The organism is Streptomyces mabaensis, from assembly GCF_053763515.1.
Genome location: NZ_JBSOPZ010000020.1, coordinates 1 through 15,599 on the forward strand (window position 1 = coordinate 1; position 15,599 = coordinate 15,599).

General features: G+C 67.7%; 15 protein-coding genes. 7 read left to right on the top strand and 8 right to left on the bottom strand.

Features of this window, described 5'->3' with window-relative positions:
* Positions 1-103 precede the first annotated feature (103 nt).
* The 3 genes from ACWV17_RS19155 to ACWV17_RS19165 all read left to right on the top strand — a co-directional run bounded on the left by ACWV17_RS19155 (position 104) and on the right by ACWV17_RS19165 (position 2,525).
* A complete protein-coding gene (locus ACWV17_RS19155; RefSeq protein WP_455360696.1) occupies positions 104-487 on the top strand; it encodes a GntR family transcriptional regulator in 384 nt (127 codons plus the stop codon).
* Between the two features lie 186 nt (positions 488-673).
* On the top strand, positions 674-1,798 hold the full coding sequence (locus tag ACWV17_RS19160) for a tetratricopeptide repeat protein (protein ID WP_455360697.1): 1,125 nt from the start codon (positions 674-676) through the stop codon (positions 1,796-1,798).
* Positions 1,799-1,817: 19 nt separating this feature from the next.
* On the top strand, positions 1,818-2,525 hold the full coding sequence (locus ACWV17_RS19165; RefSeq protein ID WP_455360698.1) for a creatininase family protein: 708 nt from the start codon (positions 1,818-1,820) through the stop codon (positions 2,523-2,525).
* A 201-nt stretch (positions 2,526-2,726) separates the two neighbouring features.
* Here the strand turns inward: ACWV17_RS19165 and ACWV17_RS19170 are convergent, their stop codons facing one another.
* From ACWV17_RS19170 to ACWV17_RS19190, 5 genes are all read right to left on the bottom strand, one after another.
* Entirely contained in the window at positions 2,727-4,541 is a 1,815-nt protein-coding gene (locus ACWV17_RS19170; protein WP_455360786.1) for an ATP-binding protein, read from the bottom strand.
* A gap of 939 nt (positions 4,542-5,480) precedes the next feature.
* A complete protein-coding gene (locus ACWV17_RS19175; protein WP_455360699.1) occupies positions 5,481-6,344 on the bottom strand; it encodes a serine hydrolase domain-containing protein in 864 nt (287 codons plus the stop codon).
* Positions 6,345-6,461: 117 nt separating this feature from the next.
* Positions 6,462-6,644 (bottom strand): hypothetical protein, encoded by a 183-nt coding sequence (locus ACWV17_RS19180; RefSeq protein ID WP_455353817.1) that lies wholly within the window; start codon positions 6,642-6,644, stop codon positions 6,462-6,464.
* 294 nt (positions 6,645-6,938) lie between these two features.
* Positions 6,939-7,433, bottom strand: coding sequence for a hypothetical protein (locus ACWV17_RS19185; RefSeq protein ID WP_455360700.1), 495 nt, complete (start codon positions 7,431-7,433; stop codon positions 6,939-6,941).
* Between the two features lie 48 nt (positions 7,434-7,481).
* Positions 7,482-7,883: a DUF6083 domain-containing protein gene (locus ACWV17_RS19190; protein WP_455360701.1), complete on the bottom strand. Its 402-nt coding sequence runs from the start codon at positions 7,881-7,883 to the stop codon at positions 7,482-7,484.
* 239 nt (positions 7,884-8,122) lie between these two features.
* Between ACWV17_RS19190 and ACWV17_RS19195 the strand changes: the two genes are divergently transcribed.
* From ACWV17_RS19195 to ACWV17_RS19210, 4 genes are all read left to right on the top strand, one after another.
* The gene (locus tag ACWV17_RS19195) at positions 8,123-8,899 is read left to right on the top strand and encodes a DUF5707 domain-containing protein (RefSeq protein WP_455360702.1); all 777 of its coding nucleotides are present in this window, start codon (positions 8,123-8,125) and stop codon (positions 8,897-8,899) included.
* Positions 8,900-8,925: 26 nt separating this feature from the next.
* Positions 8,926-10,773 carry a prolyl oligopeptidase family serine peptidase gene (locus tag ACWV17_RS19200; RefSeq protein ID WP_455360703.1) on the top strand — a complete coding sequence of 616 codons (1,848 nt, stop codon included), beginning with the start codon at positions 8,926-8,928 and terminating at the stop codon, positions 10,771-10,773.
* An 86-nt stretch (positions 10,774-10,859) separates the two neighbouring features.
* Positions 10,860-11,681: an SURF1 family protein gene (locus tag ACWV17_RS19205; protein ID WP_455360704.1), complete on the top strand. Its 822-nt coding sequence runs from the start codon at positions 10,860-10,862 to the stop codon at positions 11,679-11,681.
* 116 nt (positions 11,682-11,797) lie between these two features.
* Positions 11,798-12,526, top strand: coding sequence for an alpha/beta fold hydrolase (locus ACWV17_RS19210; protein WP_455360705.1), 729 nt, complete (start codon positions 11,798-11,800; stop codon positions 12,524-12,526).
* A gap of 51 nt (positions 12,527-12,577) precedes the next feature.
* Here the strand turns inward: ACWV17_RS19210 and ACWV17_RS19215 are convergent, their stop codons facing one another.
* Genes ACWV17_RS19215 through ACWV17_RS19225 form a run of 3 tightly spaced genes read right to left on the bottom strand, consistent with a single transcriptional unit; the run spans position 12,578 to position 15,288 of the window.
* Positions 12,578-13,453: an IS5 family transposase gene (locus ACWV17_RS19215; protein WP_455360706.1), complete on the bottom strand. Its 876-nt coding sequence runs from the start codon at positions 13,451-13,453 to the stop codon at positions 12,578-12,580.
* A 45-nt stretch (positions 13,454-13,498) separates the two neighbouring features.
* On the bottom strand, positions 13,499-14,716 hold the full coding sequence (locus ACWV17_RS19220; RefSeq protein ID WP_455360707.1) for a hypothetical protein: 1,218 nt from the start codon (positions 14,714-14,716) through the stop codon (positions 13,499-13,501).
* Positions 14,713-15,288, bottom strand: a complete 576-nt coding sequence (locus tag ACWV17_RS19225; RefSeq protein WP_455353848.1) for a SigE family RNA polymerase sigma factor — start codon at positions 15,286-15,288, stop codon at positions 14,713-14,715. The genes ACWV17_RS19220 and ACWV17_RS19225 overlap by 4 nt, the downstream gene beginning before the upstream one ends.
* Positions 15,289-15,599 lie beyond the last annotated feature (311 nt).

The window sequence follows — 15,599 nt, forward strand, 5'->3', positions numbered from 1 at the left end:
CCACCGCGGACACACCGCGCTCGCAGGCAAACCACCCGCCAGCCGCGTCCCCAACCTCACAGGGCAATACAGCTAGGTCGTGCTAGTGGGTACGCTCGATGGCGTGACGATCGCTCAGGATGACCCCAGACAGCCCTACGAACAGGCAGCCCAGACGCTGCGACGAGAGATCACGCAGGGCGTCATCAAGCCCGGCCACAACGTCGGTTCCATCCGGAAGTTGGCTGAGCGTTTCGGAATCTCGCCCACAACGGTTCAGCGCGCCCTCGGCCTCCTCCGCGAGGAGGGGCTGATCACCACCACCGGACGCGGCAACTACGCCAGGGACCCACAGCAGGCCCCCGAGGCCAGCGGCGCCGGCAACGGCGGAGAGCTTTCCGAAGTCCTGCGGCAGCTCGAACATGTCACCTCCCAGCTCTCGGATCTGCGCCACCGGGTGGAGCGGCTGGAAGCCGATCGGTCCGGTCACGCTGTCGAGAACAAGTAGGCCGCATTCCGCGCCAGTTCACAGCGGACAGCGGTTAACAGTCGCTGCGTGTTAACTGTTAACTCCCCACGTCAGCCCAGTTATTGGGGATGATGGGAGTCCGGCGCATCGCCTGACTCTGGGGAAGCGATGAAGACGAAGCTACAGGCAGCCCGCAAGACGCGGGGGTGGTCCCAAGCTGAGCTGATGGACGCGATGGGGGACGCTGCCGAACGACTCGGACTGGAGTTACCTGCGCAGTCAAGCCTCAAGACTCAGGTCTCCATGTTCGAGAACGGGCGACGGGACCCCGGCTCGGACTACCAAGCAATCTTCTGTGAGGTCTACCAGGCCACTCGCGTGGAACTCGGCCTGGCCCTGGAGACGGCGCCATCGCAGCTCGACGCCTTGCCCACTTTGCCGAGCCCGCGCGCGCTCGCCCCCACGGTCACCCCGGAGATTGTCGGCTACCTGCAATCAGTTTGGGTACAGCATGCGCAGGCGGAACCTCTGGTCGGCCCGCGGTTCCTGGTCCCGGCCGTGCAGAGTCAGGTTCCCCTCATTGAGCAACTGTGCATGGACGCATCAGGCCCGATCCGGAATGACGTGCTCCGTGTCGGAGCACGCTACGCCGAGTTCCTGGGTTGGCTGTACCAGGACACCGGGGACTCCCAAGCAGCGATGCTCTGGACGAACCGCGCGCTGGACTATGCCTACGAGTTGGACGACCCGACGCTGAGCGCTTACGTCTTCCAACGGCGCAGCAACATCGCCGCTGAAGCGGGCCAGGCGGGCTACGCCATAGGACTCGCCAACGCCGCACTCAAGCAGGCGCAGAAGCTGCCCCACCAAGTCCACGCCGTTGCGCTGCGAGCGCGTGCCAACTCCTTCGCCTTGCTGGGCGAGGCGGACGACTCCGCCCGAGCCCTCGACGAGGCTCGCACGCTGGCTGACCTGGGCGGCGACGAAGAGGGCCTCGCCCCGTACTGTTCCGTCGCGTACATCGACATGGAAGCAGCGAGCTGCGCCATTCAACTCCGCCGGCCGCAGGAAGCCGTGAAGACGCTGGAACAGAGCCTGACTCACTGGCCTGCCGAGCAGCAGCGGGACCGCGGGCTCTGTCTCGCTCGGTTGGCCACGGCGTACGCACAGCTCGGGGATGTAGAGGGCGCCTACAACGCCGGATCTCAGGCGGTGAGCATCGCGCAGGCGACGGGTTCCGCCCGCATCCTCGCAGAACTGGGGCGCCTTCAGTCGCACCTCGCTCCTTGGCGAAAGCTGGTGGAGATTGCGGAACTGAACCGCCTCGTGGGCACTATGAAAGGGACCTGAGCCGGACTGAAGGAGCGCTGTGAACCTGCTGCCCACGATCACCACCGCTGATGTTCAGGAACAGTCACCGCGTGTGGCCGTGCTCCCGATCGGGTCGTACGAGCAGCACGGCGCCCACCTGCCGCTCATCACCGACACGGCGATCGCATGCATCATCGCCCGGGAGGTCGCCGCCGCGTACCCCGTCCTCATGCTGCCGCCCGTAACCATCGCATGCAGTCACGAACACGGGACGTGGCCCGGCACCGTCAGCATCAGCGCGCGCACCCTGCATGCTGTGATCACAGATATCGCCGACTCGCTCGAAGCCTCAGGGGTGCGAAAGCTCGTACTCGTCAACGCCCACGGCGGCAACTACGTGCTCTCCAACATCGTCCAGGAAGCCAACCTCACCGAACCGCGGATGAGCCTCTTCCCGCAGAGCCGCGAGTGGAATCGAGCGCGCGAGTACGCAGGGCTGACGACAGACGCCCACGCCGACATGCACGCGGGAGAGATCGAGACCTCGATCCTGCTCCATGCGGAACCTTCCCTCGTGCGCCCCGGCTACGAGACAGCGGACCACGACGGCGGCGAGCGGTCGTTCCTCCTGACGCTCGGCATGAAGGCGTACACCGAGACTGGAGTGATCGGCTTCCCGTCGAAGGCCACCCCCGAAAAGGGCAAGGCCGTGCTGACCAAGCTCGTAGAGGGTTTCGCCGAACATCTGCGAGTCCTCGACGTCTGAGATGGCGACGAAGTCCCCCCTTGCAGCCAACTGAGATCCAGACGAGGCCGCAGCGGACGCGCCTGGACGGTCCCGCGCACAGCGCAGGCGCGCGCCGGACAGGGGCACAGCCTGCGATGCCGGCCAGCGTGCGGCCCTCTGATCACGCTCGACCCCAAACCGGGCAGGACACGAGTCAGCCCGCTCCGCCGCCCAGAAGGTTCACTGGCCGCGAGTCTCAGGGTTCCCCTCATAGATCAGCGCCCATCGGCTTTTCCGGTCCCCTTGCCCTCCCTGCAACACGACACGATTCTCATCCTTCAACAGATGCAATGCATACAAAGCTTGTCTTTCAGAAAGACCCGTAACTTCCTGGATATCACTCATGGCAGCAGGGCCGTCCGCCAGGTACTTGACAATCTTCTCTGCATTAGATCTGCGTGCTCCTCTTGCCCTAGGAGTTGCAGCAGGTTCATTGCCAGGGTAAGCAGCACCCGGCACCTCTTCGGCTTCAGGCATCGGCCGGTCAGAGTCCAATGGAAGCCGCTGCTGCTCCGCAGTTCCTCCCGGAATGAGCTTTCCAGCCAACTGATAGACACGCCCGCCACGCTCCCCTACGGCCTCAGCGACTCCTGCATCTACGAGACCAGCGAGAATATTTCTTGCCTCCAACGAGTCCATCGGAAAGGCATCACGCAGGGATTTGTTAGACCAGCGAACCCCGTGGCGCATAGCGACCGCGGCATGGCGCTGGATATCACTCAGCGGCGCCGACGGCCGCAATGATGCCAGCCATTCCAGGTCCGCAGGTGCCAAAAGTGTGTGGTTCGGAACACGTACGGCAAATCGCACGCCTTGATCATGGAACCGAGGAGGAACCATGCCTGCTTCCCTCAGACTCCGCAGAACCGTCGGAATCCCTGAGGCCAGCGCTTCAACGACGCGCTGATCACGGGAGTATCGAACATTTTGACAGATGCGCGTGAGGTAACCGTTACGGGCCGACGTCACCCCTGTCTTACCAAGGCGATCAACCGTCAAACCCCAGAGACCACCGGGGTTACTGAGTACAAGTTGACTGTTCTCCAACTTGAGCGTGATCGCCTCACCCAGAGCATAAGGGCCAAGATCACGATGTATGAGCGCATTCGAAATCAGCTCACGAACCGCCTCGATCGGATATTCTGACTCGTCCCGCCCATGCCCATCATGCCCAAAACGGACACGGGTCCTTGTATTCCTCTGGACCCATCTCAGCGCCTGATCCAACATCAAGGGAATCGGCCCGTCAAACCTTTTAGTGTCGACAGCCCGCGTTCCCACAGGGTCATTCGATCCCGGAACCACACTGGCTTGGATTACAAGATTGGGAAAGTATTGCTGCGGATAGATCCCAAGAGCCAGCAGCCCCGCCATAGTCGGGATTCTTTCGGGCCCCGACACAACTCCAGTACGGAACAAGATTTCAGAATCGTTTAGGCGCGCAAGGGCTGCAGACGTCGACTTGCAGTTATCGACATACGAGGAGATCAACGTCTCGTCAAGATCTTCGACCGTTGCTCCGGGTACGGTGCCTTGATCGAATCGCGGCGTGTCACGGTTCGCGATAAACGCCTGCTCTTCAATTGAAGAGAGTTCATAATCCCCGTCATAAGACCTGAGATAAGCCTTTCCCGTCCCCTTGACCCGGCAAGGCTTCATAGAAGTGGCGAGTTCATCAATCTGGGCCGCGATAATTTTTCGACCTTCAAAATCGAAGCTCCACGCTAGCGGGTTGATCGGCGGGTCGATTCCATTACGAGCCAGTCCGGCAAGAGCGGATTTGCAGGAGGCTACGTCATAGACGCCCACGGAGCCGAAGTTATCGCTCTCATCCAAACCAAAGATGAGCGTGCCGCCGCCAGGGGTATTAGCGAATGCGGAAAGGGTAGGCGCAAGTGTTTGAGGGAAGCCGCTTGCCGCCAGCTTGACCTCAACCTCGGCAAGGTCGCTTCCCTCGCTGCGCAGGTCCGCGATGATGGTCGTCAGCTCAGCCATATCCACGGCTCAAACCTACAAGAAGCCGTTGTAGGTTTGCCAGACCTACAAGAAGCACGGGACCGCGACTACAGGGCGCCTCAGAGTGTCACAACTCGACTACGCCGAGGCAAAGGTTCCACCAAGCAGTGGGCTGGAACGGGCTCCCGCTACTACGCTCCGTCACCGTAGGTGCAGCGTAGCGACGGAGCGTAGTAGCGGGAGCACCAGCAAGGACGAGTGTTCGTCACCTTGAGTAGTCTGTGCTCAGCCCGGTCCAGCAACCGGGCGCCGCTAGCAGCCTCATCTACAAGCAAGAGCGCTGATGTAGGTGTGTAGTCGCATGCGCTTCGTACTCTGCCAGCGGGAGGACGACGGCAAGCGAACCGGCCGCATGCTGTGGAGGCGCCCCAAGCGGCACGTCCGGTGTAAGCGGGCCGACCGGCCGGAGGACGCCTCTGAAGCTCTGCCCGTACCCGCCGATGCAGGGAGAAACGCCCGGACCGATCAAGGTCCGGGGAGCCTGCTCTCCGAGCCCGTACCGCCCTCTTGCCGGCCTTGCACTGGGGGCCAAACGGGGGGCCAAACACGGCGGACATCGCAGAACTCGTCTGGACGGTAACGGACGATGGGCTCAGTGAAAACGCAGGTCCTGTCCAGCGGAGCACATGTCGTGTGGGGGCGTGATCGCGTTCGGGACGAAGAGGTCGTGGGTTCAAATCCCGCCACCCCGACAGTTGAAACACCAGGTCAGGGGCCTGATCCGCGAGAGCGGGTCGGGCCCCTGAGTGGTTCCCGGACATCGTTGGGAGAGATCCGGGACAGGCGAACGCGCTGCACGCCGTGCGATGGCGAATCAGGGGCCTCCCCCTCGCCGGAATCGGTTGCCTCCTCCCGGCGGCGGTCGTCGGTATGTCGCGTCTGTTCACGGTCTGGCCCGGCGAGTGGTCGAGCCATCTGTCAGTCATCGACGACTTGGACGAATGGCAGCGAGGGGGTCGCGGCGAGGGTCTTCAGCGCGAGTCGGTCGGTGCGGGCCGGGGAGCCGAGGCGGTGGACGAGGATCCAGCGGCCGTCGTCGTGTGCTGCGGCCACGGCGGAAGAGCCGCGGGTGGCTCCGTTGTGCCACAGGGTCGATGAGCCGCGGCGCCAGGTGGGGGCCGGGGGTCCCAGCCTGCGGTCGACGAGCAGGCCGACGAGGAGGTCGGCCAGGGTCCGGCAGGTGGACCACAGGCCGCCCGCGGGCAGGATCGGTCCGGTCAGAGTCCACAGGGGCCGTGGCCGGCCGAACAGGTTTCGCGCTATGAGGCGCCGGTCCTCCGGGGGGAGTGCCGTCATCGCGCCTGCCTCCAGCCCCAGGGGGAGGAGGACGTACTCGTCCACCAGGTGCTGGAAGGTGAGTCCCGTGGCGGTAGTGAGGGCATGCCCGAGAACCGCGTAGCCGAAGTTCGAGTACTCCTCATCGCCCAGCCGTCCCGTCGCCAACTGGTCCAGGCGGCCCAGTGATGCACGCAAGGCCGACTCCGTAAAGCCTGCGTACGGGTCGTTGGGAGGACTCGAGAGCCCGGAAAGCAGACGCGGTAGACCTGAGGTGTGCTCGGCGAGATGCCGGAGGGTGATGGCCGTTCCCTTGGGCACCTCGGTCAGGCATTCCTCCAGCGGTGTGTCGAGGCTGAGGGCTCCCTCCTTCGCCAGCCGGATCAGGACCGTTCCGGTGACGACCTTGGTGAGAGAGCCGATCTCAACGAACCGGTCCGCATCGTGGCCATGGGTGACATGGTCACGAATACCGGCGCCGCCGAGAAGGCAGGTCGGGGTCAGCATGTTCCACTGCTCCTGTCAGACGAGTTCACCTTCGGGCACGGCCTCGTTGTCGTCCCGCTGCTTTCGCCGCCTCTTCGTCGGCAGGATCGAAGACGAGACCACAGGCGATCATGATCATCACAAAGCCTGTAGGAAGCGGGTCAGGACCAGGGGGCGGAGCCAGGTGGGGAAGCCGGAGTTGGCGGCGGCTGTCAGGGCCTTGGCGTCGAGGGCGCGGAAGCGCGGGTCCTCGGACCGCTTGAAGGCCGCCTCCGTGTACTGCACGGCGAAGACCTGACCGGCAGTAATGAAGCCGACCACGACCAGGACGGCCGGCTCAAGGATGTACGACGGGGTTCGACCGGCCCCGATGCCGGCGATGTTGAGCGTGGCGAGCGTGGTGAGCAGGGCTCCGATGCCGAGAGCGAGGGCGAACTCCCAGGGCTGTTCCTTGAACGTCTCGCCGGCCCGCTGGGCCGCGCCGCCATGAGTCCAGACCGTGACGGAGATGACGAAGGAACAGGCGGCGAGCAGGAGTTGGAGGGTGACGGCGAGGACGACGGGCGCGATCCCCGGTGTCGGGTGGGGCGGGGAGCGGCGGGTGGGCGACTGGGGTCAGCCGGCGAGGGCCACGGCGGTCAGGGCGAGGGCGGAGGCGCCGAAGACGATCGCGTGACGGGCCTTCTGCAGGAGCTGGACCCAGGAGGGGAAGGCACCCTCGGCGGCCTTGAGGAAGGCGGCGACGTCGACGCGGGCGAGCTCGGGGTCACCCTTGCGGCGGAAGGCCGCGTCGACGGACTTCACCGCGGTCAGGTTGCTGTGGACGATCAGAACGTTCATGACGATCACCGCGCACTGGAAGATCCAGGTCAGGGTGGCGGCCCAGGAGCTCTGGGCCAGGTTGAGCGCGGACAGGACGGTCATCACCGTCGCCACCGCGACCGGGGCCCAGGTCTCGTGGCCTCCTGCGTCGAACCGCAGGCCGTTCTCCTCCAGTACCGCGGGGCGCACGCCCTGCCTGGTCAGCTCGGCGTCCGCGCTGGCCGTGGCGGCCGGGCCGAACCGGTGGCGAACCAGCGGGATGCTCCTTCTCGCGCGGCATGCGGCCACGATAGGACACACAGCCACCATGCCTGAACTTAGTTCAAGGAGCCGTGGTCAGCCTGCTCGGCGCTGGGCGTTTCTGCGCCACAGGGCCAGCAGGGCCGGGGAGTCGCTGGGCGCCGGCCGCGTCGGGCACACGTCGAAGTGGCTGATGCGGCAGGTGTCGGACGGGGTCGCCCTGCCGAGGTTCACCGCCGTGCCGTCACCCGCGATGCGCCAGCGCTTGCCGGCCGGGATCGTGCCGACGGGCCGGTCGCCCGGCTCGATCATCACCCACCGGCCGCGAAGCGTCCGGTGCCACTCGGCTTCCGCCCCGCAAGCGGCGCACGTCGTTGCGCCCGAGGTCCGGGCGTCCGGAACCGTGGTGCTGGTCCGGCCCGCGTACGCCACCGCGTCGGAGACGGCGGCCAGGACATCGCCGAGGAGCACGGGAGCCCGCGGAGTGGCTGCCTCCACCGGCCGCCGGCAGTCGTCGCAGACGAGGAGATGGCCGTCGTCGCTCCACGGCCTCGCGGTCCCGGTGGATCCGCACTCATCACATCGATGCCCCAAGACCACGAACACCACTCCCACGCACACCGCAAGCAGCCGACATCGCCAATTCTTCCATCACTTGACAGTCGTCAACGTTCAACTGTTTACGATTGGCGCCTCGTTCGTCACTTCAGAATCGTTCGTCACTTCAGAGGAGATACATGCGCAAGCGCGCAGCCTTTGGCCTGGTCGCCGCCGCCACCGTGTTGGGTGGCTTCATACTTCCGGCCGCGTACGCCGACGAGACCGTCGGCGACATCCAGATCACCAACCTCGCCGTCAACGGCGGCAAGGACATCGTGGTCGCCACGGCCGACAAGACGGTCACGGTCTCGGTGACCGCCACCGACCCGTCGGGCATCTGGGACGCGGACTTCTTCCTGTGGCGCGGCGCCGACCTGGACAACCCCGACGGCTACATCACGCCGAACGAGGACACCACCGGCGCCGACTGCGTCGCCTCCAGCGCGACCACATCCACCTGCTCGAAGACGTTCACCTTCGAGCCGGACTGGTGGCTCGCCAACGCCGACGCCGGCACCTGGAAGGTCGGTGTCCAGGCGTGGGCCAACGACGACAGCCGGGTCGAGAGGGACGTCTACCGGACCATCCGCCTCCAGCGGCTCTCCCAGTTGACCGTCAACGCGAGCCCGGAGCCGGTCGTCAAGGGCAGGACCCTCTCGGTCACCGGCAAGCTCAGCCGGGCGGACTGGGACACCAACACCTCCCCGGGTTACGCCGCGCAGCCGGTCCAGCTCCAGTTCCGTAAGGCCGCGAGCAGCACCTACACCACCGTCAAGACCGTGAACACCTCCAGCACGGGTGGCCTGAGCACCACGGTCGTTGCGTCCGAGGACGGCTACTGGCGCTGGAGCTACGCCGGCACCACGACCACCGCGGCCGTCAAGGCGACCGGCGACTACGTGGACGTTCAGTAGGCGACGCCTCCGCGCAGAATGGGGGCATGACTGAGATCACCGGTTCGACGCCGTCCCCGACCACCGCCACGCCCATCCCCGACCGGCCCATGCCCGACTGGGAGAAGCGCTTCCGGGCGCCCCGGGTGGGGCTGCCCGAGTGGGCGGAGGACGCGCCGGACCGGTCGCTGTTCGTGTCGAACGCGACCGGGACGTACGAGCTGTACGCCTGGGACCGGGCGACCGGCCGGCAGCGGCAGGCGACCGACCGGCCGAACGGCACGACCGACGGGACACTGTCCCCGGACGGCGAGTGGATCTGGTGGTTCGCCGACACCGACGGGGACGAGTTCGGGGTCTGGATGCGCCAGCCCTTCGCAGGCGGGGACGACGAACCCGCCGTGCCGGGGCTGGCGCCGTCGTACCCCGCCGGTCTGGCGATCGGGCGGCACGGCACGGTGGTGGTCGGTCGTTCGACGGACGAGGACGGCTCGACCATCCACGTCGCACGGCAGGGCGAGGCGCCGGTGGAGATCTACCGGCACCGGGAGTCGGCCGGGGTCGGCGACCTGTCGCACGACGGGACCCTGATCGCGATCGAGCACACCGAGCACGGTGACGCGATGCACTCCGCGCTGCGTGTGCTGCGGCTCGGCGGCACCGCGGTCGCGGAGCTGGACGACAGCAAGGGCGGCACCAAGGAGCTGGGGCTCGAGGTACTGGGCTTCGCGCCGGTGCACGGGGACACCCGGCTGCTGGTCGGACACCAGCGGCGCGGCCGCTGGGAGCCGATGGTGTGGGACGTGGCCACGGGTGAGGAGACCGATCTCGCCGTCGAGCTGCCGGGTGATGTGAGTGCCGAGTGGTATCCGGACGGATCGGCGCTGCTGATCGCGCACAGCTTCGAGGCGCGCAGCGAGCTGTGGCGGTACGAGCTGGCGACCCGTGAGCTCGTACGGGTCGAGACGCCGGCCGGGTCGGTGTCCGGCGCGAGCGCCCGCCCCGACGGCACCGTCGAGTACCTGTGGTCGTCGGCGGCGCTGCCGTCGGAGGTCCGGTCGACCACGGGTGCGGTGGTGCTCGACGCCCCGGGCATGAGGGCGCCGGGGTCCGTGCCGGTCGAGGACGCGTGGGTGGACGGGCCCGGCGGCCGTATCCACGCGCTCGTACAGAAGCCGGCCGGAGCCACCGGACCGTTCCCGACCGTCTTCGAGATCCACGGCGGGCCGACCTGGCACGACAGCGACGCGTTCGCGGCCGGGCCGGCGGCGTGGGTGGATCACGGATACGCGGTCGTACGCGTCAACTACCGCGGCTCGACCGGCTACGGGCGGGAGTGGACGGACGCGCTCAAGCACCGCGTCGGCCTGATCGAGCTGGAGGACATCGCCGCGGTCCGGGAGTGGGCGGTGGCCTCGGGGCTCGCCGACCCGTCGAAGCTCGTTCTGGCGGGCGGCTCCTGGGGCGGGTACCTGACCCTGCTCGGCCTCGGTACGCAGCCGGAGGCGTGGGCGCTGGGGCTGGCGGCCGTCCCGGTCGCGGACTACGTGACCGCGTACCACGACGAGATGGAGGCGCTGAAGGCGATGGACCGCACACTGCTGGGCGGCACGCCGGAGGAGGTGCCGGAGCGGTTCGAGGCGTCCTCGCCGCTGACGTACGTGGACGCAGTGCGGGCACCGGTCTACATCTCGGCCGGCGTGAACGATCCGCGCTGTCCGATCCGCCAGGTCGAAAACTACGTGGACCGGCTGGCGGCGCGGGGCGCGGTGCACGAGGTGTACCGCTACGACGCGGGGCACGGCTCGCTGGTGGTGGAGGAGCGGATCAAGCAGGTACGGCTGGAGATCGACTTCGCGGCCCGGCACCTTCAGGGATCCCGGCTGCAGGGCTGACGGCGGCGCCTTCCCGTCGCCCGTCGGCGCAGCCGTCCCGGGGCCCCGGCCCCGGGCGGGGGCGGGCGGGCCCGTACCTTGGTGGTGTGTACCGGTTTCTGCTGACCCCGCGGTGGTGGGGGATCAACCTCTTCGTCGTGCTGGCCATCCCCTTCTGCGTGTTCATGGGGTCGTGGCAGCTCGGCCGGTTCGAGGACCGCGTCGAGTCGCACCGGGCCGCCGGGGACAAGCCGGCCGCCGACGAGCGGAAGGCGGCCGCACTGGAGTCGCTGCTGCCCGTCGACAAGAAGACCTCCGGGCGGCTCGCCACGGTTTCCGGGCGGTACGGCGAGCAGTTCCTCGTGCCCGAACGGCAACTGGACGGCAGGCGCGGGTACTACGTACTGACCCTGCTGCGCACCGACGGCGGCAAGGCCGTCCCGGTGGTACGCGGATGGCTGCCCGGCGAACCCGCCACGGACCGGGTGCCCGCGCCGCCCGCCGCTGAGGTCACGGTGACCGGTGAGCTGCAGGCCTCCGAGAACTCGGGGACCAAGGGAGTCCACACCCGCGGCGGACTGCCGAAGGGGCAGGTCGGGATGATCAGTGCGGCCGCGCTGGTGAACCTGGTGCCGTACGAGGTGTACGACGCGTGGCTGACGCTGCCCGGGGTACCGGAGAATGCCCCGGGCATGCGGCCGGTGCCGGCGGCGGCCCCGCAGGGCAGCGGGCTCGACCTGAAGGCCTTCCAGAACCTCGGGTACACCGGCGAGTGGTTCGTCTTCGCCGGCTTCGTGCTGTTCATGTGGTTCCGGCTGTTCCGCCGCGAGGCGGAGGCGGCCAGGGACGCGGAGCTCGGCCTGCTGCCCGAGCAGGCGCCGGCGGCCGGGGCTCCTGCGCAGGAACGCGAGCGCGACGCGGCGGTCTGACCGGCGAACGGGCTGAGGGGCGTGCGGCTTGGCTCGGGCCCCCGCCGGACGCCCCCTAGGGCGTGTATCGAAAGTATTCTCAGGAGATCGTCAGGCTGCCCGGCTACGGTGCGGGCATGGTGAATTTCGTGCTGGTTGCAGGTGCACGGCTCGGGGCGTGGGCGTGGGGCGAGGTGGTGCCGTATCTGCGTGCGGCTGGTCACGGCGTCTATCCGTTGACGCTGTCCGGTCTTGCTGACAAGCGGGGTGTACCGGCGGGGCAAGCGACTCACGTCCAGGACATCGTTGCCGAGGTAGAACGCCAGGGTCTGCGTGACGTAGTCCTGGTGGGTCACAGCTACTCGGGCATCCCGGTCGGTCAGGCCGCGGAGCGGATCGGTGACCGACTGGCCCGCGTGGTATTCGTCGACTCAAGTGTTCCAACTGACGGCGAGTCGTTTGTCTCCGCCTGGCCGGACGGCGGGGCGGCAGTGGAGGCATCGATCGCCGAGAACGGAGGGTTTTGGCCGCTCGCGCCAGCTGCTCATTACGACGGCGAAGGTCTCACCGATGAGCAGATCGCACGCCTCGTGCGTGGCTCGACGCCTCACCCAGGTGCCACGCTGACCGAGCCCGCTGTGCTGGCGGGGCCGCTCGGTGAACTTCCGGCGACATACATCCTGTGCGTGATGCCGGGGGCCGAGCCCGACGACGCCGAGCCCGACGACGCCGAGCCCGACGAAGATGTGGCTGAGCTGCTGAACAGCAAGTGCTGGCGGCTGGTCAAGATGGACACCGGCCATTGGCCGATGTTCTCCCAGCCGCGCGAGTTGGCGCAGATTCTCCTCAATGCTGCCGTGGAGTGAGAGCACCTCCATGCCTGCGGGCTTGTTTTGGACGCGCTTGATGTGTGCTGGTCACAGCCATTCGTCGATGGCCGCTATGAGGACGGTCGTCTCATAGCGGACCGCTAGCTTGTCGTATCGCGTGGCGACGGCGCGGTACCTCTTGAGGCGGTTGATCCCACACTCGACCGCGTGGCGCTCACGGTAGTCGACTGGGTCGAACTTCGGCGGCCGGCCGCCGCGCGAGCCACGCTGCTTGCGGTGACGTGCCTGGTCGACCTTGTCCGGGATGGTGCAGCGGATCCCCCGGCGACGCAGGTAAGCGCGGTTCTTGCGGGAGGCGTACGCCTTATCAGCACGCACCCGATCGGGACGGACGCGCGGCCGGCCCGGCCCGATGCGGGGCACGCGGACCTTCCTCAGCACGGGTTCGAACTGCGGCGAGTCGCCGCGCTGCCCGGCCGTTACCACGATCGACATGGGCTTCTGGCCCTGCTCGACGGCCAAGTGCACCTTGGTGGTGAACCCGCCGCGCGAGCGTCCCAGTCCATGATCACCGGGCTCGGTGAAGACACCACCCGGCGGTTCCTTCTGAAGGTCACCCTGCTTCCGGGCTCCAGCCGCGTGCTGATGGGCGCGGCACACCGTGGAATCGACGCTCAGATCCCACACGATCGCACCCTTCGCATCAGCCAGGGACTGGAGCCGGCTGAAGACCCGGTGCCAGGTGCCGTTTCGCTGCCATCGGCGGAACAAGTCATAGATCCTGCCCCACGGGCCGTACTCGACGGGCACGTCCCGCCACGGAACGCCCGTTCGGACCCGGAACCGTATGCCGTCGATCAACTGTCGCCGGGGCCAGACAGGCGGCCGCCCCGCCTTCGTCCCCGTCGGCAGCAACGGCTCCAACACCGCCCACTGTTCATCAGTGAGATCACCCCGCCCCATGAACGAAGATCATTCATGGAGAAAGATCCACTTTCGATACAGGCCCTAGGACGCCTCCAGTACCCCGGTCCGGTAGACCGTGCCCGCGCACGCGTTGGGGATGACGGCGGAGGCGTTCGGTCCGCCCGGGTCCGCGGTGTGCGTCACGGAGACGCTGCCCTCCGCTGTGCTGCCGCCCGGCTCCTCGACGCCGCCCTGCGGAGCCGCGTTCGTACTGGCCTCCGAGGCGCCTGTGGTGCCCGAGGCACCGTCCGTCGGAGTGGGGGTGGGCGAGGGGCCGGTCGTGGGACAGGTCTCCGAGGGCACCCAGGCGAACTGCACCTCGTACGCCATGGCCGGCTTCAGGATCAGTCCGCTGGCCTCCAGCGAGGGGTCGGGCAGTCCGGCCGCCGCGTCGCCCGCGGTGTGGTCGACCACGGTGATCTTCGCGGGGTCGGCCGCGCCGTTGGCCGAGACGGACACGATGCCGTCGCCGCTGACCGTGCAGTCGCTGCCGGAGATGTTGGAGATCCGGAAGGAGCCGTAGACCTTGCCGTCCGCCTCGGGGCCGCGCGCGACCGCTGAGACGACTCCGAGCTGGTCCGCGCCGCAGTCGGGCGAGGTCACGGCCGCGGTGCCGGTGGGGTTGGTCTCGCCGCCCGTGGTGGCGCCGCCGGGGTCCTTCTCCGTGCCCTTCGTCTCGTCCTCACGGCCTGCGTCGTCCTTGGTGGTGGACTGACCGGAGGGTGTGCCGGGCCGCGGCTGCCCCTCGCCGGCACCGGTCTCGTCGCCCGTGCCGCCCTGCGCCTGCTCGCCGTGGCCGGCGATGGAGGGCCGGTCGTCCGCGGCGTCGGAGGAGGCGGCCACGTGCACGAAGGCGGGGATGGCGGTGCCGATGAACAGGGCCGCTGCGGCCATCCCGACGACGACCTGCCGCTTGCGGGCGCGCCGTGCGGGGACGGCGTGCCGCAGGTGGTCGAGCGCGCCTTCGGTGGGCTTGATGTCCTGTACGGCACCGCGGAGCATGTTCCGCAGGACGAGTTCGTCCGCACCGAGGTCGCCCGCGCCCCGGCCGTCCGTACCCGCAGACTCGGCCGTACCCGCCGGCTCGGCCGTATCCGCCGGCTCGGCCGTATCCGCCGGCTCGGTCGTATCCGCCGGCTCGGGGGACGGCCTGGCCGCCGGTGTCGGGGTGGTCTCCGGACCGTTGCTCACTGTGTCGTTTCCAGTCCGGTCGTCCTCGGGCCCGTCCGGGCCGTACCGCTCGTATCTCTGCTTGCTCATGCCGTCGCCTCCATGGCGACGCGCAGTGCCGCGATCCCGCGTGAGCCGTAAGCCTTCACCGAGCCCAGCGATATGCCGAGCGTCTCGGCCACCTGAGCTTCCGTCATGTCCGCGAAATACCGCAGCACGAGCACCTCGCGCTGCCGGCGCTGCAGCCCGCGCATGGCCTTGATCAGCGCGTCGCGCTCCAGCTGGTCGTACGCGCCCTCCTCCGCGCTCGCCATGTCCGGCATCGGCTTCGAGAGCAGCTTCAGCCCGAGGATGCGGCGGCGCAGCGCGGAGCGAGAGAGGTTGACCACGGTCTGCCGCAGGTAGGCAAGGGTCTTCTCCGGGTCGCGCACACGGTTGCGCGCGGAGTGCACCCGTATGAACGCCTCCTGCACGACGTCCTCGCACGAGGCCGTGTCGTCCAGCAGCAGTGCGGCGAGGCCGAGGAGCGAGCGGTAGTGCGCGCGGTAGGTCTCGGTCAGATGGTCAACTGTGGTGCCCGCAGCCATGACGTCCTCAGCGCCCTCGCGCTGTGACGGTATGCGGGCGGGCCGCGTGGCGGGCATGGGGGCGATCACCGGCATCCCGCCGGGCGCACGAGGGCGCCGGAGCGGACGCACGGTCGCGCCCCGCACCGGGACGGCCGCAATGTCGAGAATGCCGAGAACTTCTGCCACGCCTGTTGGACACGTGTCCCCCCGTCAGGGTTGTACGCGCAAGGCATCGCTTTTGACGATGCGTTGAAAGCCCTCATGCGTACCCGTTCTTCCCCAATGCCCCAGTTGTGCCGTGCGTCGAAGTGGCGACCGCAAAGACGCTCCCCGCCCAACTGCCGGTTGCGGTTGGCGGGGAGCGAATCGTCGAACACGATGACGGTGTAGTACAAGTGGTTCAG